Origin of the sequence: Haloarchaeobius pelagicus, assembly GCF_051207375.1 — an archaeon.
GTDB lineage: Archaea > Halobacteriota > Halobacteria > Halobacteriales > Natrialbaceae > Haloarchaeobius.
In genome coordinates this window covers 2335230-2352843 of record NZ_JBPJZD010000001.1, presented here as the reverse complement: position 1 = coordinate 2352843, position 17614 = coordinate 2335230, and the positions used below count along the sequence as shown (strand labels likewise).

Genomic DNA, 17614 nt, shown 5'->3' with positions numbered 1-17614 from the left:
CATAAACTACTTCATTTATTAGTTGACACACCCTGGCCGAATGTTCGCCTGCTACTGTCGCGTTTCGACCGTGGAACAGAACCTCGACCGCCAGCTCCAGTCCACTCACGACTACGCCCAAGAGCGACTCGGTGCGGGTCTCGACGAGATCGAGACGTACCGCGACAAGAGCACGGGCACCGACACCTCGCGTGAGGGGTACCGCGAGATGATGGCGGATGCCGAGGCGGGCGAGGTCGAGGCCATCGTGGCGCACAGCATCTCGCGCATCTCTCGGTCCATCCGTGACCTGGAGCGGACTGTCGACCGGCTGGAGGAGGTTGGCGTGGAACTGCACATCATCTCGGAGTCGCTCGTGATTCGCCCGGGTGATGATGACCCGTTCCAGAACGCGCTGTTTCGGCTCCTCGGCGTGTTCGCCCAGTTGGAGGCGGAGATGGCGCAGAAGCGGACTCGCGAGGGTATCGCGGCGCGGATGCAGAACGAGGACTACCATCATGGGCCGGCTCCGCTTGGGTTCGAGAAGGACGACGGTGAGCTGGTCGAGGCGGAGACCTACGACCAGGTGACGACGGTGCTGGATATGGTGGCGTCGGGTGACCTGAGTAAGCGGAAGGCGGCTGGTGAACTCGACTGTGGACGGGCGACTATCTCGCGGGCAATCAAAGACAGAGGTGAACTGTACGGGCTATAGTTATTCAATTTATCTAGATAGGACCACATTTAATTCGACATATTCTTTTCCAACTACAGAATAGGGTAGTAGAGGGCCCGAGAAAATCATCACAAACATAACACGGCCAACAAATATATGCACCCGCCGTATGGAATGTTTGGAAATGGGACTGTTTAGTTCATCTCCATCATACAGGGCAGAGTTTGAGAGTATTTGGACCGATTGTCCTTCCTGTGATTATTTTGAAGCACCGTTGCAGTGTGAATGTGGGGGAATATTCTATTACAGTAGGCGTGCTGACGAAGTCATGTGTGATGCCTGTAACGACGGTCTTCACTACCCACTCGAACATCGATGCAAACAATGTGCGTATACGTATCTAATAGACGAGAACCAAAATGCTGAGTGGGTTAAATTCAAAATTGAAGACTGAAATTTAGTATCTGGGCGAGCCTATTAGCAGCACACCGTTTCATATTAGATGCACTATTTGTACAGAGAATCCTATTCATTGGTAAAACCTCAAACCTACGGGAGAGATTATTGATACCAATCTTGTTTTGATGTAGTTCGATTGCACGTTAGGGGGAAAACACGAAATGAGCCGGTTCTGGGAATGGGTGGATCTCGGAAGATGGCCCGCACCGCGTTCAGGGAGGTGTTAGAATAGTGGCGTAGAAACAAAAATTATCCTACAAGAAAATTATCCTACAAGTATTATTAACGGTGCGAGATTAGTATACACCAATGGCAAATGAACAAATCGTTCTGTCTTGGATTGGCGGGGGAATCGCCGCCTTACTTCTATTTACTGTCGTCGCAAGAGTGATTGATGCACTTAAACCAGAAAATCAGAAACGGACTGTCACTGGAGTTGCTGTTTCAGCAGGCTTGATATATTCAATCGATCTTTCGCCTTTTGGTGATATTGCAGTAGAAGTAGCACATCTTTTTGAAGTAGTGCCAACAGGTTTTCCGGAATGGATAACGGCGATTGTAACTATTGAGACCGTCTTAACCCTGATTCTTGGGCTGGGTGTGATGTGGGAAAACGGCAGATGGTTCGCCGCTGGCTCATTCGTTGTTGCACTGTTCGGGGGAATGGCCCTCCCGTACGAACCCTTCGGAGGAGTAATGCTGATTGGAATCGCGTGGATGCTAATGGAAGCGTCTCCGACGAGCCGCTGGTAGTAGCTTTCCTGGTCGGTGGACCGACGCAACTAATCAATTCAGGACTGCTCGGACAAGACCGACAAACAGAGCGATGAACACGAAGAGGACAGTTAGGGGTTGAATCAGCGAACTGAGTCCTGTAGTGTCGATACCGTACAAGTGAGCCAGAAAGACACCTATTACGATAATCATCAGGGGAATAGCCACGATTCCAGCCTCAAGCTCTCCCATGCCTACAGATTTTTACGGAAAGAAATAGTATTTTCGGCGATAGGATTATCGGTGTTTGAGCGATTCGAGTTCGGCGAGACACCGGTACTCCATGGCGATGGCGGCGCTGGTCCCGGGTCCGACACCGGAGACTTCTTCTACAGCGTCGCGGACTTGCTGGCGGTCCTCGTCGAGAGCGAGAGCGAGACGGCGCTCTAACTCGGTCTAGGTGATGTCGCCGTCTAAGTAGGCACGGCGGGCAGCTTCGGCGTCATCGATGTCCTCGGCGTCCTGACGACCCTGGTACCAGCAATGGAGTGCCGCGCCGATGATGATGAACGCTGCGGCGGCGTAGATGCCAATGGGTTCGAGGAGTACGACACCGATGGCTGAACCGATGAGCGTGGCCTTACTGATGGTCTTCATGCCACCACCCCGAGGACCACGAGATTCCCAAGCGTCAACTGCGCCCCGCTCACGAGGACACCAGCCGGGATGGCGTGATACACTGGCCAAGCGTCGATGCCCAGATGTCTCTCGACGAGTCGCGGGCTCACGCGATAGATGACCAACAGCGAGGCGAGCACGACGACCTTGATCGCGACGAGGCCGAGGATACCGGCGTGCTCCATCGCCCACGAGTTGATCGGGACGCTCTCGAAGGCGTAGGGGTGCCGTATGCCCATCCACGTCGTGACGGTGTCGCCGACACCCCAGGTGAGGACAGCGAGACTCCACAGGTACGCCCCGAGCCAATCGTGGAGAAACTCACGGACGACGTCGAGGCGGAGCTGGCGCTCAGTCGTCGCCATGTCCATCACCTCCAGGAACCTCACTGTCTGGCTCCGGACCGAAGCCGTAGATCCGCGCAATCGAGAACGCGGCCACCAGGGGAACCCCAAACGAGAAGATCGGGAGCCACGTCGGCACGGGCTGGTACCGAGCGTCGACGACCTCGCGTCCCTCGTAGCCCGTGACCGTCTCCTTGGGAACGTCGAGGGCGGCGTCGGGGACCATCCAGAGGCCAAGCCAGACGCCTGCGACGAGTGCGAGCGCGCCGACACCGACGATAAGCGTCTTCTCTCGCTTCGAGAGTTCGAATCTCGCCATCGTCAGTTGCACACCCCTTGATTTCCGCTCGAAATCGCTCTCAGAACCGATTTTCGGGCCCCGGTTCGGGTTCGGGTGTCCGGAGAAACCCGGCCAGGGCCCCCCGTATAGTATATACTATAATGCCGTCCGGGGGGTGTGTGGTGGTGGACAGCGCCCACCCGTCGCGCCATCATGCGTTTTCACCCCTCGGGTCGTCCACGAGGTCGCGGTACTGTCCGCTCTTCCACTCGCGTACCTTCTCGCCGACCCAACTCTTCCCGTATGGCACGATTCCGTTGCTCTCCTCGCCGTTCTGGCTGGTGTCGGCTATCTCGCGGTAGTTCATCCCGCCGTCGTCTGTCCACGGCTTCGCGGCCCGGATGGCCGTCTCGATGTCCTTGCGCTTCTCGACCTCGGCGACACTCGGGCCGTCCTCGTCTTCCTCGTCTTCGTCGAGGACGATGCGGAACGAGCTGGCCTCGTGTTCGGGGAACGTCTCGCGGGAGTCGGTGAGGCCGGTGAACTCGGCGATCTTCTCGCGGGAGTCCTCGCCGCCCTCGCTCTCCCAGAGCACGACCTTCCCCGGGTCGGCGCGCGAGGGCTTCTGGATGACGAGCGTGGTCATCTCGCGGGTCGGCTTGTTCATTCGCCCCCAGACGTGCGAGACCAGCAGCAGACTGCCTTTCTTCGGGTGCGGGCCATGTTCGTCCTCGCGTTTCCTAATGAGGCTGGCCCGGGTCGCGAACACTTCGGCCTTCTCGACGTCGGCCCCGCGGCCCGTGAGTTCCTGCATCGTCTCGTCGAGGACGCCCAGCGAGGGATTCTTGTGCGAGGCCATCGCTTCCAGCATCTCGAGGTCGCTGCTCACGACCTGGTCGAAGCCGTCCCAGGTGGTGACGCCGTACATCTTCCCGCCGGTCCATGCACCCCAGGCGCGGGCGATGTCGACGGTGGTCGACGTCTTCCCGGCACCAGGCGGGCCGGTGACGACCGCGATGGTTCCCTCTTGGGAGAGCCGGCGGACGATTTCGGCGAGGGCGTCAGTTGCGTCGTTCTGCTGTCTCACGAGACCGACCGCGCCCTGGAGCTTCGAGACCTGTCCATCGGAGAACGCGCGGTCCATGCTCTTCGTGGCGGCGTCCCCGACGACGATCTCGTACAGGCGAGTCGATTCGAAGTCCTCGCCGACGTCTTCGTAGATGCTCTTCCAGTAGTTGAGCTGTTCCAGCGTCTCTTCGTCGTCGATGAGGCCGGCGTACTGGTTGATAAACTCGGGGTCGAGTCCGTCGAGATCGCCACGGAGGAACTGGCGGGCAAGGCCAGCGGCGTAGACGCTCTGGTCTGATTTCTTGTTCTGGCTCATGGGTTAGTCGTCCCCCGGAACGGGTCCGGTTGCTGGTTCGTCGAGTGTGGGCGGTTCGTCGGTCTCCTCGCTCTCCTCTGCGGCGTCTTTGAGCTGGTCTTCGGCGGCCTCACTGACGCGGTCGAAGTGGCTCTTGCCTCGCGGGTCGATGTCTTCGACTCGCGCCTGGAAGCGGTCGGGGAGGATGTCCTCGGGGAGCATGTTGTTCAGCAGTTCGTCGACAGTCCCATCTCCCATCGAGGGCGCGAGGTGGCCGGAGAGCGCCTTGTTCTGGGCGTCGAGCCGCTTCTGGTCGAGTTTCCGCACGAGAATCGGCAGGTGCGTCTGGATGTACCGGGCCTTGTGGACCTGGCTCTCGTACTCGTTACGCATCCCGACGACTTCCTCCTCGATCTCGCTGGGCTTCGCACCCATGATGTCGGCGTCGTCGGGCACCTGATCCCACGTAACGTGAGCGACCGGGTTCTCTACGTCGTGGTTCCAGAAGCGGACCTTGTAGTGGCCGTCGAAGCCCTCGATGGGGCGGAGACGCCCGCCGATGACGAGCATCTCGCGGACGACCTGGGGCGTCACCTTGCTCACCCGCGGCGTGCTGGGGTCGTCCTTGTTGACCTCGTGGATGTACTGCCAGTTGGGTTCTTTCTCGTCGCCCCACATGCTCCAGGCGGCGCTGCCGAGGACGGCGAACCCGCCGAGGGTCAAGCCTGCAAGCTTGAACTGTGGCGGGATACTGATTGCATCGAAGGGCAGGTCGACACCGAACTCACTGACGGCGAGTGCAAGCGCGAGCGCCCCGGCGAATATCTCGCGGAAGTACCGCCGGAGGATGTCGCCGGGGAGCTGGGCGTAGCTCGAGAACGTGCTCATTCGACGACCTCCATGTCGCGTTTTTTCTGTTCGTCCTTGGCGGCCTGCTCTCGGCGCTTCGCACCGTAGATGCCGCCAGTGAACCCGCCGACGGACCCGACACCGACGAGGCCCCAGTTCGCGGGCGAGTTGAACAGTTCGAAGCCGTTGCCGGCCTGGAGCATGACGCCGTAACCGTCGTTGATGCTCTGGCTGGTGGTGATAGTGACGACGGCCTTGTTGTCGAACTTCTGGGCTGGGATGGTGGTCTCTACGACGTTTCCCTCGGTGAGGTTGAGCTGGCGAATGTTGAATCGTCCCGAGCCGGCGGACTCCATTGTGACCTGCTCGGAGATCGTTGCGGTGGAGACCGGCGCGTCAGTGCGCATCTGGATGTTGAATGCGCCGTCGGTGTAGTCGTAGTCGAGGATGTCGACGGAACCGACTTCGCGGACTACGCTCTGGGGCTCTGGTTTCTGTGTCGTGGTGGTCTTCGTGGTGTTCTCTTGGGCGAGTGCGGGTTGGCTGGCGAGCGTTGCGGCTCCGGTCGTGGCGAGGCTGGTGAGGAACGTCCTGCGTTTCATGGGAAATGTGGGTCTGGTGGGGTGGTTAGCTTGCGCTACGGTCTGCGAGGAGGAGGAGGCCAGCGATGGCGACGAGACTGCCGATAGCGGCTCCTCCGAAGCTGACCCCTTCGAATAGACTACCACCACCTCCGCCGCCAGTGTCGTAGTTGTCGATGACTTGGTCTCGGTAGTCGAGGAGCGATATCATCTCCTCTCTGGTGGAACTGGCATTCCACGTTTGCTGGTTGCGAGATTCAAGCGTGGTCGAGTTTATTTCGTTGCCAGAGGTCACGTCGACGAGCGACTCGATGGTAAACTCTCCGTCTAGCTCAATGACGGTCGAACTGTTGGCGCTCTGGTTGACGAAGTAGACCGGAGCGTCAGCGTTCGAGGTGTTGTAGGTCATGCCTCGTTCGAACGTCCCGTTCGTGCTCGACGGAGCCCAGCCGGTAAACAAAGTACCGCTCATGTTGACCGACGTGATGTTGGCGGAGTCAGTGAAGTTCCCAGAGCCGTTCAGGGTCCCTGCGTACTGGTCGGCAGCGTGAGGCGTGTAGTTGATGGTGAATGAACTATTGACGTTCCCTTCGAGACCAGCGAGGCCCATTTCAGCGGCAATCCAGCCGTAGGAGCCGGTAGTGTTGAGGTTCGTACTCCACTCACTAGTCAGCGTGATTGGATCCAGAACCTCGGTTACGTTCACCTCGGAGTAGTTACCGTAGGTGTCGTACAGTGCATCGACATACGCAGAACCGTTGGTCTTGGTCTGATTGAACTGGACCTCGATGTCGCTATAGGCGAGGTGGTAGGAACCACCATCGTATGCGAGCCCAGCCGTGTCGTTCGTGTAATTGATTGGGAGACCACTGGTGTAGTCGTCCGGGTCAGACACACCGAACGCAAGGATGTATCCGTTCGAAGCAGAGTGACTGTGATCTGGATTGGTGGTCGCGTAGTAGAAGGTCCCAGCAGTGTCCCACATCTTGATAACCGGAATCGAAACGTTCGACCCGTTGAGAAGAGTGGCGTTTTGAGTACCATTGTGGAACTCGTAGTTAGAGTCCGAGATGGGGTTATTCATCGTTGATAGGTTGAGAGGGCCCTCATACGCATTGTTGGTGTTTGAAGTCCCGTAGCCGACAGACGAGTCGGGGAGACTGTTGTTGTTGTAGACACCGATGATGTAGATCATCTGGTTCACGTTGCTACGGTGGACCTCCAGCAAGTTGCGCTGAAGTGTGACGTAGTAGTCCTCCAGAGACTGGTTTACAGCCGCTTTCGCTTCAGAGCGGTTGGAACCATTCTTGAACTGTTCCAGGGCCTCGGCCTTCGCGATGGTTTTCGCCGAGGTCCGGGCGTCTTCGAGGTGGTTGCGGAGCGCGACGATATTCGATTCTTCGAGGTCCTCGAGCGCGAGCGAACTCGCGTAGAGGTCTGCGTGAGTCGCATTGACGAACTGTTGGGCCTCGTTACACCGCCCCGCATCGTACACGTGCCCCCAGATCCCACCGTCGACGATGAACTCGATGACTCCCTCCTGGCAGGGGTTGTCTGGCGTCGAGGCCGCTGCCGGAGCGACCAACGTAACCTGCCCGACGATGACCAAAACCGCGAAAACAGTCGCGATTCGCCGAAGCCGCGAACTACCGTCGCTCATCGCTCACCACCTCCGGCAACACCGACAGGTCGGTGAGCAACTCGGCCAACTTCACCAGGCCGACGATACCGACCGCGGTCATCAGCAGGCTGCCGTACTGGCTGCCGAAGATCGTCGTCACGGCGTCGACGCCGAACAGTTCTTGCAGGCCCCGGTTCGCGCTCCCGATGGCGAGGGTGAGCGCGACCAGTGTGGGGCCGAGTCCGTGCTTCTCGAATTCGTCTGTAAGGCTCATTCATGAGTCGCGTAGCAGTCGAGCGCCCGCGACGGGTCCTGGTAGGACTCCCCGCAGGTGCAGGTAAGTTCGACCGTCGGCGTGCTGCTGAGGCTGGGGCCGGTGAGGTCGTGCAGTTCTGGGGCCGCTGAAAACGGGTGGGATGACATGGGTGGATGGGTCTCTCGGGTAGGGGTAGGGTTGGTTATCCGCCGTAGGCCGCGACACCTGCGCCGGCGACCATCGTAATCGCGGCCGCGGTGCCGGCGATGTCGCTCCCGGTCACGAAGCTGCTGAACTCGGTGACGAACACCATCAACAGCGGGATGAGGATGAGCCCGGCCGCGGCGACGCGGTAGGCGGTCTCGAGGTTCTTGCTCTTGTTCTGGGGGTCGTCTCCGTCAGAGACCATCCCGATCCAGTCGCCGAGCTCGACCTCGTTGGTGACCGAGATCCAGACCGCACCGGCGACGACCAGGAGTGCGGCCCAGCTGATGGCCTGGCCGCCGAGATTGAATGCGGTGTCTGCGAGGCTGTACCCGTACACGCTGATGGTACCGATCTGCGTGAGGCCGATTGCGCCGAGCACGATGGCGGCGAAACCGGGTGCGTCTTCTGAGTCAAATTCGCCTGAAGTCATGGAACTTCGGCGAGGGTGTGTCAAATCGGTCTAGAAAATTGTTTTGATTATTAAATTGACCAATCCTCTAAGGAATACCGCACCACCAATATTTTTGACTTCAACTAAGGAATCGGTGTGTAAGATAGTCATGGAAGGGCCATTCTATGGTGCATTGGCTGCATCTGCTAGTGTTTTTGTAGCGATTTTGACTGCACTATTAGTAAACAACTATGTCCAAATCAAAGGGGACCGTAGACAGGTTTTACAGCGTCTGAGTAGAGTTACAGGTGAAATTGAGAAGTTAGAAGATCAGCGGGACAAATATCAAGAAACGGTTGATTCGATTAGGTCTCAACGTGAACAGGAAAGAAGAGAATCGGCTGAAAAGACGGTGGATGAATTTATAGAGGAATTTGACTGGGAAGATATTCAAGAACCAGTTGAGAACTTATCATTGGAGGATATATACGAAACCCTGTTGGAATTCTCTGATGAAGACGATTTCGAGGAATTGGAGGGTGATGGAGAAGAATCACATCACTTTGATATTTTAAAAGAAAAACAAAACACAATATTCGAGAAAATTGCCGCTCGATTTGCACGCGAACACGCTGAAGAGCATAGAGGGAAAGGGTGGGAATCGGAGGTAGATCATTCAGAATCATACGAAGATGAATTCGACGAAGAAACAGCCGAATTTCTGGAATCTATCGGGCCTGGTGAGCCACTGTCGTTTGAAGATTTTGTAAATAAATATCGAAAGAAGCACGATCTCGACAGGCTATCTAAGATTACCAGTGACGAACTTCAAAAACAGTATGACGAAGTCGTAGATAACATAAAGGATTTCAGCGAACGTTTTGACAATTCTCTTTCTGGCACTTTTGGCAAAACGCTCAACGAAGCAAAAAACCAGATGGGGGGTGAGCTGGACGAGGATATATTCGCCCATCCAGACCGAGGGTCTACAATCGATTTAGAGGGCATGCTTGGAGAAGATGAGCTTGAGCAATCAAAAGAAAAACTAATCGAAATAAAGTTGGAAATACGTTCAATGAAAAGGGAACAGAATGAACTTCAACAGCAAAAAGAGCGCCTCAATCCAGAGGAATTAAACGATGCACTGAGTGCGAATATATTAACAATCATATTCTCAGTTGTTTTCCCTATGGTGGCATATATGTCGATAGTTGTGGGTTTCTCTTTTGGAATCGAACAAGCCCCAGATTATTTGGATGTCTGCATAGTCTTCTTATCATGGCTTCTCGGGCTGATAACTGTATTTGACACGATTAGCTCCGAGATTAATGACCGAAACCCAGTGATATACCCAAAATTCCAAAGCTGGTTGCCAATGATTTGATAAAATAGAAGGAGATTATGGCGGAGCGGTACTTCGTAGATGTCTATCTACACTTTGGTGTGAGCAGTTGGGGCACTCGTGAACGACACCGCCGATCGCGTTCACTCGTGCGTAGGCTCTGCTGACGTGTTCGCCGCAGGATTGACATCTGGGCATGGCTATTGTCCTCCCGCGGGCCCGCTCTCGTGCTCTACGTCGGAGTTAGAGCGGGGGGGCTTGTTTCTGTGGTAGGGTTCGGTGAGTCGCCGTTGGCGGACATCGAGGAGCGCCTCGACGGTACGACGGCGACCGAGGGCTTCGAAGTGTTCGCGGTCGGTGAGCGAGCTGGCACAGCCTCGATGAGCGCGAGTCATCCGAACATCACCACCAGGGGAACCGAGATCCCGAGGGCGATGATGACCATGCCGAGGATGACGAGAGTCGTGTCACGCATCGGCGGCCACCCCCGAACTCAAGGAACGCTTGCGGTACTTCCACTGCTTCGGGTCCGCCGTCGTCGGCTTCACGCGAACGGCGACCTCGGCGTTGAGGTTCTGCCCGTAGACGCCCCCGATCTGGACGCGGACGAATCCGCGCTGTTCCAGCGGACGGAGTGCCGCCACGAGGTCGTCCTTCGAATAGCGGGTGTCCTCGGCGACCATCCCGCCCTTCACTCGAAGGTTGAGGATGAGCTTCTCGTTGGCGTGCTTGAGACAGGTCCGGTAGAGGTCCGCGAGGTCTTCGCGGTCGGGCCAGTACTCGTCGCTTCCTACCTGGCTGGTTCCACCGTTCTCCTCGATGCAGTCCTCGACGAGCTGACGGAGGAGTGCCGCCCTGGACATCCCGTTGTCCTCGGCGACGGCCGCGAGATCGTCGGCCATCTCCTCCTTGATGCGGAACTTGACCTGCTTGTTCCGGTTGTTCTCGTCGTGGATGTGCTTACTCACGGCGACCACCCCGGTTGTCCTCGGATTGGCTGACAGGAATGGTACCACTCTGGTCCGACAGTGGTACCACAGGAAAACCGCCAGACGTGGAAGCTGCGACCCCCGCCAGGGGAACGTGGGTACCATACCCCCCTGGGGCGGCTCCGAGGGTCCCTCGTGCGCCCCCGTGCCTGCCCGCGTGCGAGGGCGACCGCTGCTCGAGGAAGCCTGCAGCCATCATCGGGCGTAGCACCTCCGCTGGCGGTGGTCGGAAGAACTATTCCACGAGTGGAGCCCCTCGTCGTCGAGGCGGGCGTGGGCGGTCGCTGACGGCCAGCGGTATTCACTCACCGGCGCTCACCTCCGTCGGTCGCGACGACTCCACGAGAGGCGCTGTGTGGCGCGCTGTGGTCGAGGGACAACCACCAGGGTGGTTGTTCGTAGTGGCGGCTTGCGTCGACGTCGAGGACGACGAGGCGCTCTCGTGACCACTGCCACCAGAGAAGCGCGACGTGGGCACACCACTGGTTGTACTTCCAGGCGTGGCAGTTGCACTCGGCGCGGAGCTGTCCGTGGTAGATCGCGAAGAGTACCTCGTGAGGGTCGTGGAGGTCGCTGGGCGCGTCGATCTCCCCGAGCATGACCTTCCAGACCGCGGGGTCATCGGTGGGGCCGACGACGTGGTTGGCGGCCTGGGCGCGGTGCCATGCGCCGGAGAATGTCCAGTCTTCGGGGCGCTGGAAGCGCGCGGGTTCGTCGAGTCGTCGGTCGAGGCGCGTCTTCGAGTCGCGGGGTTCGGGCGAGACCGGGACTTCGCGCTGGCGAAGGCTCACGCGGTCTCACCTCCGTCGGCGCGGACGGGTTCAGGGTGGGCTTCGAGGGTCGGGGGGCGCCCTTCGAGTTCTTTCAGTGCCCACTCAGCGCCGGGCGAGAGAGTCCCGGCGCGGCCGCTGGTGGTAGTGTAGTGGAGGACACCGCTGTCGCGGACGTCGAGATCGCTGTCGTGACAGTAGTCGGTCTGAGGGTGGCCACTACCGACCTGGTAGGTGAGGCGGTAGAAGCTCACGCGGACCACCCTGTTTGGGCGGGGCTGAAGCTGTTCGAAGTGTGGGAAACAACCGGCAATCCGCGCCGGTTTGTTTTTAAACTGTATGGGACCGCCGAGAATTGAACTCGGGTCCTACGGACCCCATCCGCAGAGGATACCACTACCCCACGGTCCCTGTACTTTGACCGATGCCCGTCTGCCGTTTAAGGGTGTCGTTTCGTTGGCACCGTGAGAGGTGCAGCCACTCAGACGACGACGCGCTCCAGCTCGACGACGACGCCGGAGTCTGCTCCTTTCTCGCCCACGAACCGTCCGAGACACACGGCGGTTCCCTGCGGGGCGAAGCAGGCCACGAGGTCGCCGGACTCGGCATCGTCGTCCACGTCGATGACGCCCGGGGCGTACACCGGTGCGCCGTTCGCGACCTGCTCCGCGGCGTTCGGTGCGATGGTCACGTGTGGGAGGTGATCCAGTGCCCGCTCGGCGGGCTGGACCACGTCGCGGAGCCAGGACTCGTCGTCCTCCTCGCGGTAGAACGCGAGGGCGTCCCAGAGGTCTTCCAGCGTCACGAGCGTCGAGTCGTCGAAGGGGTCGGTCGCGGTGCGCCGGAGGTGGCCCATGTGGCCGCCGGTGCCCGCGGCGAGCCCGATGTCGTGGCAGAGCTTGCGGATGTAGGTGCCGGACTCGCACTCGATGCGGAGGAGTGCCTTGCGGTCCTCGATTTCGAGCACGTCGAGGTCGTACACCTCGCGCACGCGCAGGCGACGCGAGACCGCGCTCTTGCGCGGCGGCTTCTGGTAGATGGGTGCCTCGAACTCCGCGACGGTGGCCTCGAAGTCCCCGGGGGCGGTCCCGTGGAGTTCGAGCACGCTGACGTACTCCTTCGAGCCCTCGAGGAACACCTGGGCCATGCGGGTGGCATCGCCGAGCAGCATCGGCAGGCAGCCCGTCACTTTCGGGTCGAGCGTGCCGGAGTGGGCGGCCTGCTCGACGCCGGCCTCGTCGCGGACCCAGGCGGCGACCTGGTGTGCGGAGGGTCCCGGCGGTTTGTCGAGGTTGACGACGCCGAATTCGAGCAGTTCCTCGGGCGAACGGTCGTCGGGCGGTGCGCGAAGACTCATGCTTAGAACTCGTAATCGAACTCGACCGGGCTCTTGCCTTCGTCGGTGTCACCGTCGTGGGCGTCGACGGCTCCGACGAGGATGTCGACGACGGTGTCGGCGTCCCAGCGGGCGGTGTTGAGACAGACGTCGTAGATAGAACGGTCGCCGATGTCGATGCCGTAGTACTCCTGGTAGCGCTTGGCCTCGCTGGCCTCGCGGGCCTGGGTCTCCTCGGCGGCGGTCTCGGGCGCCTTCTCCTCGCGGTCGGCGATGCGCTCGCCGCGGACCGAGAGCGGGGCGTCGAGCCAGAAGCGGAAGTCCGCGGCGTCGCCAGCGAGCCAGCCCGCGAGGCGGGATTCGAGGACGACGCCGTCGCGTTCGTGAGCGATCTCTCGGAGGCGTCGGTCGAGGTCGATGTCTATCTGCTCGTCCTCCTCGGCGAGCTTGTTGAATTCCAGGGGCGTCATGTCCCGCTCGGCGGCGAGTTCGCGGAAGATGTCGCCGCCGGAGATGTGTTCCAGGTCGAAGGCCTCGGCCAGCCCGGCTGCTGTGGTGCTCTTGCCTGTTCCCGGCGGTCCGGAGACGGTCAGTAACATATCCACCCTCGGAGCGTGCCGGTAAAAGAGATTGTGACTTCAGCCGGGCACGCGGGGGCGTGTCACGACTGGGTGTGGCGGTTCGAGACGAAGAGAGACGCGAGCTTACGTCGGCGTCGCGTCGAGGTCGAGCGTCTTCCGGATGAGCTGCGTGAAGCCCATCGAGCAGAGGAAGTACCAGATAATCCACGCCGGCATCGGGCCGACGCCCTCCTGCCAGCCGTGCTCGCCGAAGATGGGCATGATCATGCCGCCCTCGATGGCCGTGTTGAGGTGGCCGTCACGGATCATCCAGTACATCCAGAGGAACGCGGGGATGGTGAGGAGCATGATCCACGCCATCGGGCGGAAGTTCTCCTTCATCATCTCGCCCTGGTCCCCGATTGCGTCCATCTTCTCCTCCTGGATCTTGTCGAGCGCGTCGTCGTCGCCGCGCTCCTTGGCGGCCTTCTCGCGCTCGTTGATGTCCTGCATCTTCTTCTGGATGCCCTTCACCTTGCTCTGGTCGACCATGTTCGCCTGCAGGAGCGTCGAGTAGAGCCCCGTGAGCAGGGCGATCGCGAGGATGACCGCGTAGAACGGGAGCACGTTGTTCAGTGGCTGGAACACCACGTCGATGGTGCTGCCGACGACGTTCCGGATGGGGGTGTAGTAGTACCCGGCCATCATCGCGAGCGCAACGACACCGGCGACCTTGTCCTCGGTGCGCCAGCTCGACCCGCTGCTGGCCTCGTCGAGGTCGACGCTACTGGAACTGACCGTGAGGTCCCCGTCGAGGGCCTTCTGGACGGCCTCGGGGTCGGCGATCTTGAACCCGTCGTCGCTGTCGACGAGCAGGTCGGTCTGGATGAGTCGGCCCCACCGGCCGCTGTCCATCCCGTTCGTGTCCTTGACGTCCTTCCATTCGAGGGCCCTGTCGCCGTCGTCGCTCGCGTCCATGAGGACGGTGAGCGCCTCGGCCATCTCGGGGTTGTCCTCGATGAAGGAGGCTACCTTGTCCGCTGTCCACGCCATATGGAGACGTGTTAGGAACGGATGGGTAAGAAGCTTTTACTCTGCGCGCGCTTCGATGGCGGCCTTCACGTCCGCCCAGACGGCGTCGGGTGCCTGGTTACCGTCGATGGCGGCGAACTCGTCGCGGCCCTCGTAGAACTCGATGACGGGGACGGTGTTCTCCTCGAACACGTCGAGGCGGTTCGCGACGGCCTCCTCGGTGTCGTCGTCGCGCTGATGCAACTCGCCACCGCACTCGTCACAGACGCCCTCCTCCTCGGGCTGGTTGTACTTGACGTGGTAGTTGGTCCCGCACTCCTCGCAGACGCGGCGGCCGGTGAGGCGGTCGGTGAGTTCGCTGCGGTCCACGTCGAGGTGGAGGATGACGTCGAGGTCGGTCATCTCGGCGAGTTCCTCGGCCTGTTCGAGGTTACGCGGGTAGCCGTCGAGGACGTAGCCGTCGGCGCTGGAGAGCGCCTCCTCGACGATGGCGTTGACGACTTCGTCGGGGACGAGGTCGCCCTGCTCCATGTACTCTCGGGGGGTGTCGTACTCCGTGTCCATGTCGCTGATGTCCATGTCCTTGTTCCCGCGGAGCGCGTCGCCGGTGGTGACGTGCTCGACGCCGAACGTCTCGACGATGTGCTTGGACTGCGTGCCCTTACCTGCCCCGGGCGCACCGAGTATCAGGATGTGTGGTTTGCTCATGTGGGGGGCATCTCGGTGATGACGTAAAGAGTTAAAGAAAGCAGTCAGCGATGCCAGCCCGTGTGGGTGGCTGGCATGGTGGCAGGGGGTGTCGACGGTGAAACGTCGACGGGAGTGTGGCTCAGTGGGGTGTGTCCTGTCTTACTGGTACTCCGTGATGGTCAGGTCGTAGCTGCCGGAGCCGGAGTACGAGTCCACGTCGATCTGGAGGTCCGTGGAGTCGTCGGGGTTGTCGATGGTGATGGACTCCTGGCTGTCGGTCGAGTAGGAGGCGTAGTCGTAGTTCGAGGGACTGGCGTTCGACGTCGTGCCGGTGTTGACGTACAGGTCGAAGTCGGCGTCGGCCGGCCCGTCGAGTTCGATGACGACCTGGCTCGGGTCGCTGTACTCCCACGCGTAGGACCAGTCGTCGTAGTCCCAGTAGCCCGAGAGGGAGTCGCTGACTGACGCCGTGGTGGAATCGCCACCGCCGCCGCCACCGCCACCGCCACCGCCGTCGCCGCCATCGGACGGGTCGGTCGTGACCGCGGCGTAGGCGTCGACCTGACCGCTGCCCTGTTGGGTCGAGGAGAGACCGATGTCCTCGGCCGTGTTCTTCAGGTGGGTGCGGAGCTCGTTGTTGGCGAGGCTCGACCACTTCGCGAGGGTGAGCCCGGCCACACCGGAGGTGACCGGCGTCGCCATCGAGGTGCCCGAGAGCTTCTCGTAGCTGCCGCGGGCCTCGGTGGTCGTCGAGAGGACGTCCACACCGGGGGCACACAGTTCGACGCTGTCGCCGTACTGGCTGAAGCTCGCGAGGTTCTCGTTGGAGTCGACCGCCGAGATGGCCATACATTCGCTGTAGGCCGCCGGGTACGACACCGAGCTGGAACCGTTGTTCCCTGCGGCGGCGATGATGAGCGAGCCGTTGTCCTGGGCGTAGCTCACCGCGTTCTTCATCGTGCTCGTGTAGCCGCCGCCACCGAGGGACATGTTGATGACGTCTGCGCCCTGGTCGGCTGCCCACTGGACCGCGTCCGCGATGTCGCTGGTGGAACCGCTCCCGCTCTCGTCGAGCGAGCGGCCGTTGATGAGCGAGGAGTTGCCCTGCCCGGCGACGCCGGTGCCGTTGTCGACGACGGCTGCGGCACAGCCGGAGACGTGGGTGCCGTGGTACTCGTCGGAGGGGACATCCGGGTACGGGTCGGAGTCGCCGTCGGCGAAGTCCCTGCCGGGGTTGGACTTGTAGTTGCCCGCGAGGTCGGGGTGGTCGTACTGTGCGCCCGTGTCTATCACCGCGATGGTGACCGAGGAATCACCGAGCGTGGTGTCCCACGCCTGGTCGGACTTGACCTGCTGGGGGGCGTACTGGTCGCCGAACTGCGGGTCGTTCGGCGACAGCATCGTCGTGTGGGTCGTGTTCGGTTCGGCGTACTTCACGCCGTCTTTCTTCGTGACCGCCTCGATGAAGTTCTCACGAGCCGCGTCACTGGCCGTACTCGGGAACTTCACCGCGACGTAGCTGAGTGTGTCGTTCTCGTGGACGATCTCGGCGTTGCCGGGGACCGCCTGTTCGACGGTGGCACGCCGGTCGACGCCTGCCGAGACGCCGACGAGGACCTCGTCCTCTTTCGGACCCGGTTTGCGTCCGGGAGTTGCACTCACCACGCCGCCGAGTGCGGCAGCGCCTGCGACTGCACCGGTTGCTTTGACGAACTGTCGCCGCCCGAATTGTGGGGTGTCATCATCTGCCATGAGACGAGATACCGTCCCGAGAGATACTATTAAACTGTTACGAAATGCCTGCAATAAATGTCCGATTTCCGATGGCTATTACCAATCGATATAAAAATATATCGCCGCCTCAGCGGGGACAGAATCTAATTCAAATATATTTTTACTTTGATTTTATTTATTACTTCACGAAACACCGTGTGGATGCGGTGGCGCGCGGTCGCCGACAGCGACGACAGAAACCGCCATGGCTTTGAGCGCGACCCCGATACTCTGGGGCATGAACGAGCGGTTCAGACGGCTCCTGCCGGGCACCGAGCCCCATCCTCGTGCGCGAATCGGCCTGTTCGTGGACGGACCGAACGTGCTCCGTGACGAGTTCGACGTGGACCTCGACGACGTGCGCGAGGCCGCTCGAGCCGAGGGCGACCTCGTCGTGACGCGACTCTACCTCGACGAGCACGCCACGCCGGGGCTCATCCAGGCGGCCGAAGCCCGGGGCTACGAAGTGATAGTGACGAGTGGCGACGTCGACGTGAAACTCGCCATCGACGCCACCGAAGCCGCGGTGACCGAGGCGATCGACACCCTCGCCATCGTCTCGCGAGACACCGACTTCAAACCGGTCCTGGAGACCGCGGGCCGACACGGCCTGCGCACGCTGGCTATCGCGCCGGGCGAGTACGGCCGGTCGGATGCGCTCCAGAACGCCGCGAACGACGCTATCGTCCTGCAGTAGCGACCGTCTCGGGCGGTGCCGCCGCTG

25 protein-coding genes and 1 tRNA gene are annotated in these 17614 nt (G+C 60.5%); 5 read left to right on the top strand and 21 right to left on the bottom strand.

Going from position 1 to position 17614, the window contains the following annotated elements; translation table 11 throughout:
• Nucleotides 1-40: 40 nt before the first annotated feature.
• Nucleotides 41-694: a recombinase family protein gene (locus ACSC1S_RS12370; protein ID WP_435364544.1), complete on the top strand. Its 654-nt coding sequence runs from the start codon at nucleotides 41-43 to the stop codon at nucleotides 692-694.
• Nucleotides 695-1423: 729 nt separating this feature from the next.
• Nucleotides 1424-1867, top strand: coding sequence for a hypothetical protein (locus tag ACSC1S_RS12365; RefSeq protein ID WP_435364543.1), 444 nt, complete (start codon nucleotides 1424-1426; stop codon nucleotides 1865-1867).
• Between the two features lie 33 nt (nucleotides 1868-1900).
• On the opposite strand, the gene ACSC1S_RS12360 is transcribed toward ACSC1S_RS12365, so the two are convergent.
• Nucleotides 1901-2080, bottom strand: coding sequence for a hypothetical protein (locus ACSC1S_RS12360; RefSeq protein WP_435364542.1), 180 nt, complete (start codon nucleotides 2078-2080; stop codon nucleotides 1901-1903).
• A gap of 51 nt (nucleotides 2081-2131) precedes the next feature.
• On the opposite strand from ACSC1S_RS12360, the gene ACSC1S_RS12355 reads away from it, so the two are divergent.
• Nucleotides 2132-2278, top strand: coding sequence for a hypothetical protein (locus ACSC1S_RS12355; RefSeq protein ID WP_435364541.1), 147 nt, complete (start codon nucleotides 2132-2134; stop codon nucleotides 2276-2278).
• A 6-nt stretch (nucleotides 2279-2284) separates the two neighbouring features.
• Here ACSC1S_RS12355 and ACSC1S_RS12350 read toward each other — a convergent pair whose 3' ends face one another.
• From ACSC1S_RS12350 to ACSC1S_RS12305, 10 genes are all read right to left on the bottom strand, one after another.
• Nucleotides 2285-2485, bottom strand: a complete 201-nt coding sequence (locus ACSC1S_RS12350) for a hypothetical protein (protein ID WP_435364540.1) — start codon at nucleotides 2483-2485, stop codon at nucleotides 2285-2287.
• Complete coding sequence (locus tag ACSC1S_RS12345) at nucleotides 2482-2871, bottom strand: DUF5658 family protein (protein WP_435364539.1); 390 nt, start codon at nucleotides 2869-2871, stop codon at nucleotides 2482-2484. Before ACSC1S_RS12345 ends, ACSC1S_RS12350 begins: the two co-directional genes overlap by 4 nt.
• The gene (locus ACSC1S_RS12340) at nucleotides 2858-3169 is read right to left on the bottom strand and encodes a hypothetical protein (protein WP_435364538.1); all 312 of its coding nucleotides are present in this window, start codon (nucleotides 3167-3169) and stop codon (nucleotides 2858-2860) included. The genes ACSC1S_RS12345 and ACSC1S_RS12340 overlap by 14 nt, the downstream gene beginning before the upstream one ends.
• A 172-nt stretch (nucleotides 3170-3341) precedes the next feature.
• Complete coding sequence (locus ACSC1S_RS12335) at nucleotides 3342-4514, bottom strand: hypothetical protein (protein WP_435364537.1); 1173 nt, start codon at nucleotides 4512-4514, stop codon at nucleotides 3342-3344.
• A 3-nt stretch (nucleotides 4515-4517) separates the two neighbouring features.
• Nucleotides 4518-5381 carry a DUF8125 domain-containing protein gene (locus tag ACSC1S_RS12330; RefSeq protein WP_435364536.1) on the bottom strand — a complete coding sequence of 288 codons (864 nt, stop codon included), beginning with the start codon at nucleotides 5379-5381 and terminating at the stop codon, nucleotides 4518-4520.
• Nucleotides 5378-5944, bottom strand: a complete 567-nt coding sequence (locus ACSC1S_RS12325) for a DUF8063 family protein (protein WP_435364535.1) — start codon at nucleotides 5942-5944, stop codon at nucleotides 5378-5380. The genes ACSC1S_RS12330 and ACSC1S_RS12325 overlap by 4 nt, the downstream gene beginning before the upstream one ends.
• A 25-nt stretch (nucleotides 5945-5969) precedes the next feature.
• Entirely contained in the window at nucleotides 5970-7583 is a 1614-nt protein-coding gene (locus ACSC1S_RS12320) for an Env/VP5 family phage fusion protein (RefSeq protein WP_435364534.1), read from the bottom strand.
• Nucleotides 7570-7818 (bottom strand): hypothetical protein, encoded by a 249-nt coding sequence (locus tag ACSC1S_RS12315; RefSeq protein ID WP_435317946.1) that lies wholly within the window; start codon nucleotides 7816-7818, stop codon nucleotides 7570-7572. The genes ACSC1S_RS12320 and ACSC1S_RS12315 overlap by 14 nt, the downstream gene beginning before the upstream one ends.
• Nucleotides 7815-7967: a hypothetical protein gene (locus tag ACSC1S_RS12310; RefSeq protein WP_435364533.1), complete on the bottom strand. Its 153-nt coding sequence runs from the start codon at nucleotides 7965-7967 to the stop codon at nucleotides 7815-7817. Before ACSC1S_RS12310 ends, ACSC1S_RS12315 begins: the two co-directional genes overlap by 4 nt.
• Before the next feature lie 35 nt (nucleotides 7968-8002).
• Nucleotides 8003-8437: a DUF8023 family protein gene (locus tag ACSC1S_RS12305; protein ID WP_435364532.1), complete on the bottom strand. Its 435-nt coding sequence runs from the start codon at nucleotides 8435-8437 to the stop codon at nucleotides 8003-8005.
• A 130-nt stretch (nucleotides 8438-8567) separates the two neighbouring features.
• Between ACSC1S_RS12305 and ACSC1S_RS12300 the strand changes: the two genes are divergently transcribed.
• Nucleotides 8568-9782, top strand: coding sequence for a hypothetical protein (locus ACSC1S_RS12300; RefSeq protein WP_435364531.1), 1215 nt, complete (start codon nucleotides 8568-8570; stop codon nucleotides 9780-9782).
• A 15-nt stretch (nucleotides 9783-9797) separates the two neighbouring features.
• Here the strand turns inward: ACSC1S_RS12300 and ACSC1S_RS12295 are convergent, their stop codons facing one another.
• The 10 genes from ACSC1S_RS12295 to ACSC1S_RS12250 all read right to left on the bottom strand — a co-directional run bounded on the left by ACSC1S_RS12295 (nucleotide 9798) and on the right by ACSC1S_RS12250 (nucleotide 16869).
• Nucleotides 9798-9938: a DUF7563 family protein gene (locus ACSC1S_RS12295; protein ID WP_435364530.1), complete on the bottom strand. Its 141-nt coding sequence runs from the start codon at nucleotides 9936-9938 to the stop codon at nucleotides 9798-9800.
• Between the two features lie 269 nt (nucleotides 9939-10207).
• Entirely contained in the window at nucleotides 10208-10708 is a 501-nt protein-coding gene (locus tag ACSC1S_RS12290; RefSeq protein ID WP_435364529.1) for a hypothetical protein, read from the bottom strand.
• 326 nt (nucleotides 10709-11034) lie between these two features.
• Nucleotides 11035-11520 (bottom strand): hypothetical protein, encoded by a 486-nt coding sequence (locus tag ACSC1S_RS12285; protein WP_435364528.1) that lies wholly within the window; start codon nucleotides 11518-11520, stop codon nucleotides 11035-11037.
• Nucleotides 11517-11753: a hypothetical protein gene (locus ACSC1S_RS12280; RefSeq protein WP_435364527.1), complete on the bottom strand. Its 237-nt coding sequence runs from the start codon at nucleotides 11751-11753 to the stop codon at nucleotides 11517-11519. Before ACSC1S_RS12280 ends, ACSC1S_RS12285 begins: the two co-directional genes overlap by 4 nt.
• An 86-nt stretch (nucleotides 11754-11839) precedes the next feature.
• Nucleotides 11840-11910 (bottom strand) — tRNA-Pro (locus ACSC1S_RS12275).
• A 70-nt stretch (nucleotides 11911-11980) separates the two neighbouring features.
• Complete coding sequence (locus tag ACSC1S_RS12270; protein ID WP_435364526.1) at nucleotides 11981-12856, bottom strand: RNA-guided pseudouridylation complex pseudouridine synthase subunit Cbf5; 876 nt, start codon at nucleotides 12854-12856, stop codon at nucleotides 11981-11983.
• Between the two features lie 2 nt (nucleotides 12857-12858).
• Nucleotides 12859-13434: a (d)CMP kinase gene (gene cmk / locus ACSC1S_RS12265; RefSeq protein ID WP_435364525.1), complete on the bottom strand. Its 576-nt coding sequence runs from the start codon at nucleotides 13432-13434 to the stop codon at nucleotides 12859-12861.
• 105 nt (nucleotides 13435-13539) lie between these two features.
• Nucleotides 13540-14448, bottom strand: coding sequence for a DUF106 domain-containing protein (locus ACSC1S_RS12260; protein ID WP_435364524.1), 909 nt, complete (start codon nucleotides 14446-14448; stop codon nucleotides 13540-13542).
• Nucleotides 14449-14484: 36 nt separating this feature from the next.
• Complete coding sequence (locus ACSC1S_RS12255; protein ID WP_435319170.1) at nucleotides 14485-15135, bottom strand: adenylate kinase; 651 nt, start codon at nucleotides 15133-15135, stop codon at nucleotides 14485-14487.
• Between the two features lie 141 nt (nucleotides 15136-15276).
• Nucleotides 15277-16869 (bottom strand): S8 family serine peptidase, encoded by a 1593-nt coding sequence (locus ACSC1S_RS12250; RefSeq protein WP_435364523.1) that lies wholly within the window; start codon nucleotides 16867-16869, stop codon nucleotides 15277-15279.
• A gap of 259 nt (nucleotides 16870-17128) precedes the next feature.
• Here ACSC1S_RS12250 and ACSC1S_RS12245 point away from each other — a divergent pair, with 259 nt between their 5' ends.
• Nucleotides 17129-17587: an NYN domain-containing protein gene (locus tag ACSC1S_RS12245; protein WP_261652140.1), complete on the top strand. Its 459-nt coding sequence runs from the start codon at nucleotides 17129-17131 to the stop codon at nucleotides 17585-17587.
• Nucleotides 17588-17614 lie beyond the last annotated feature (27 nt).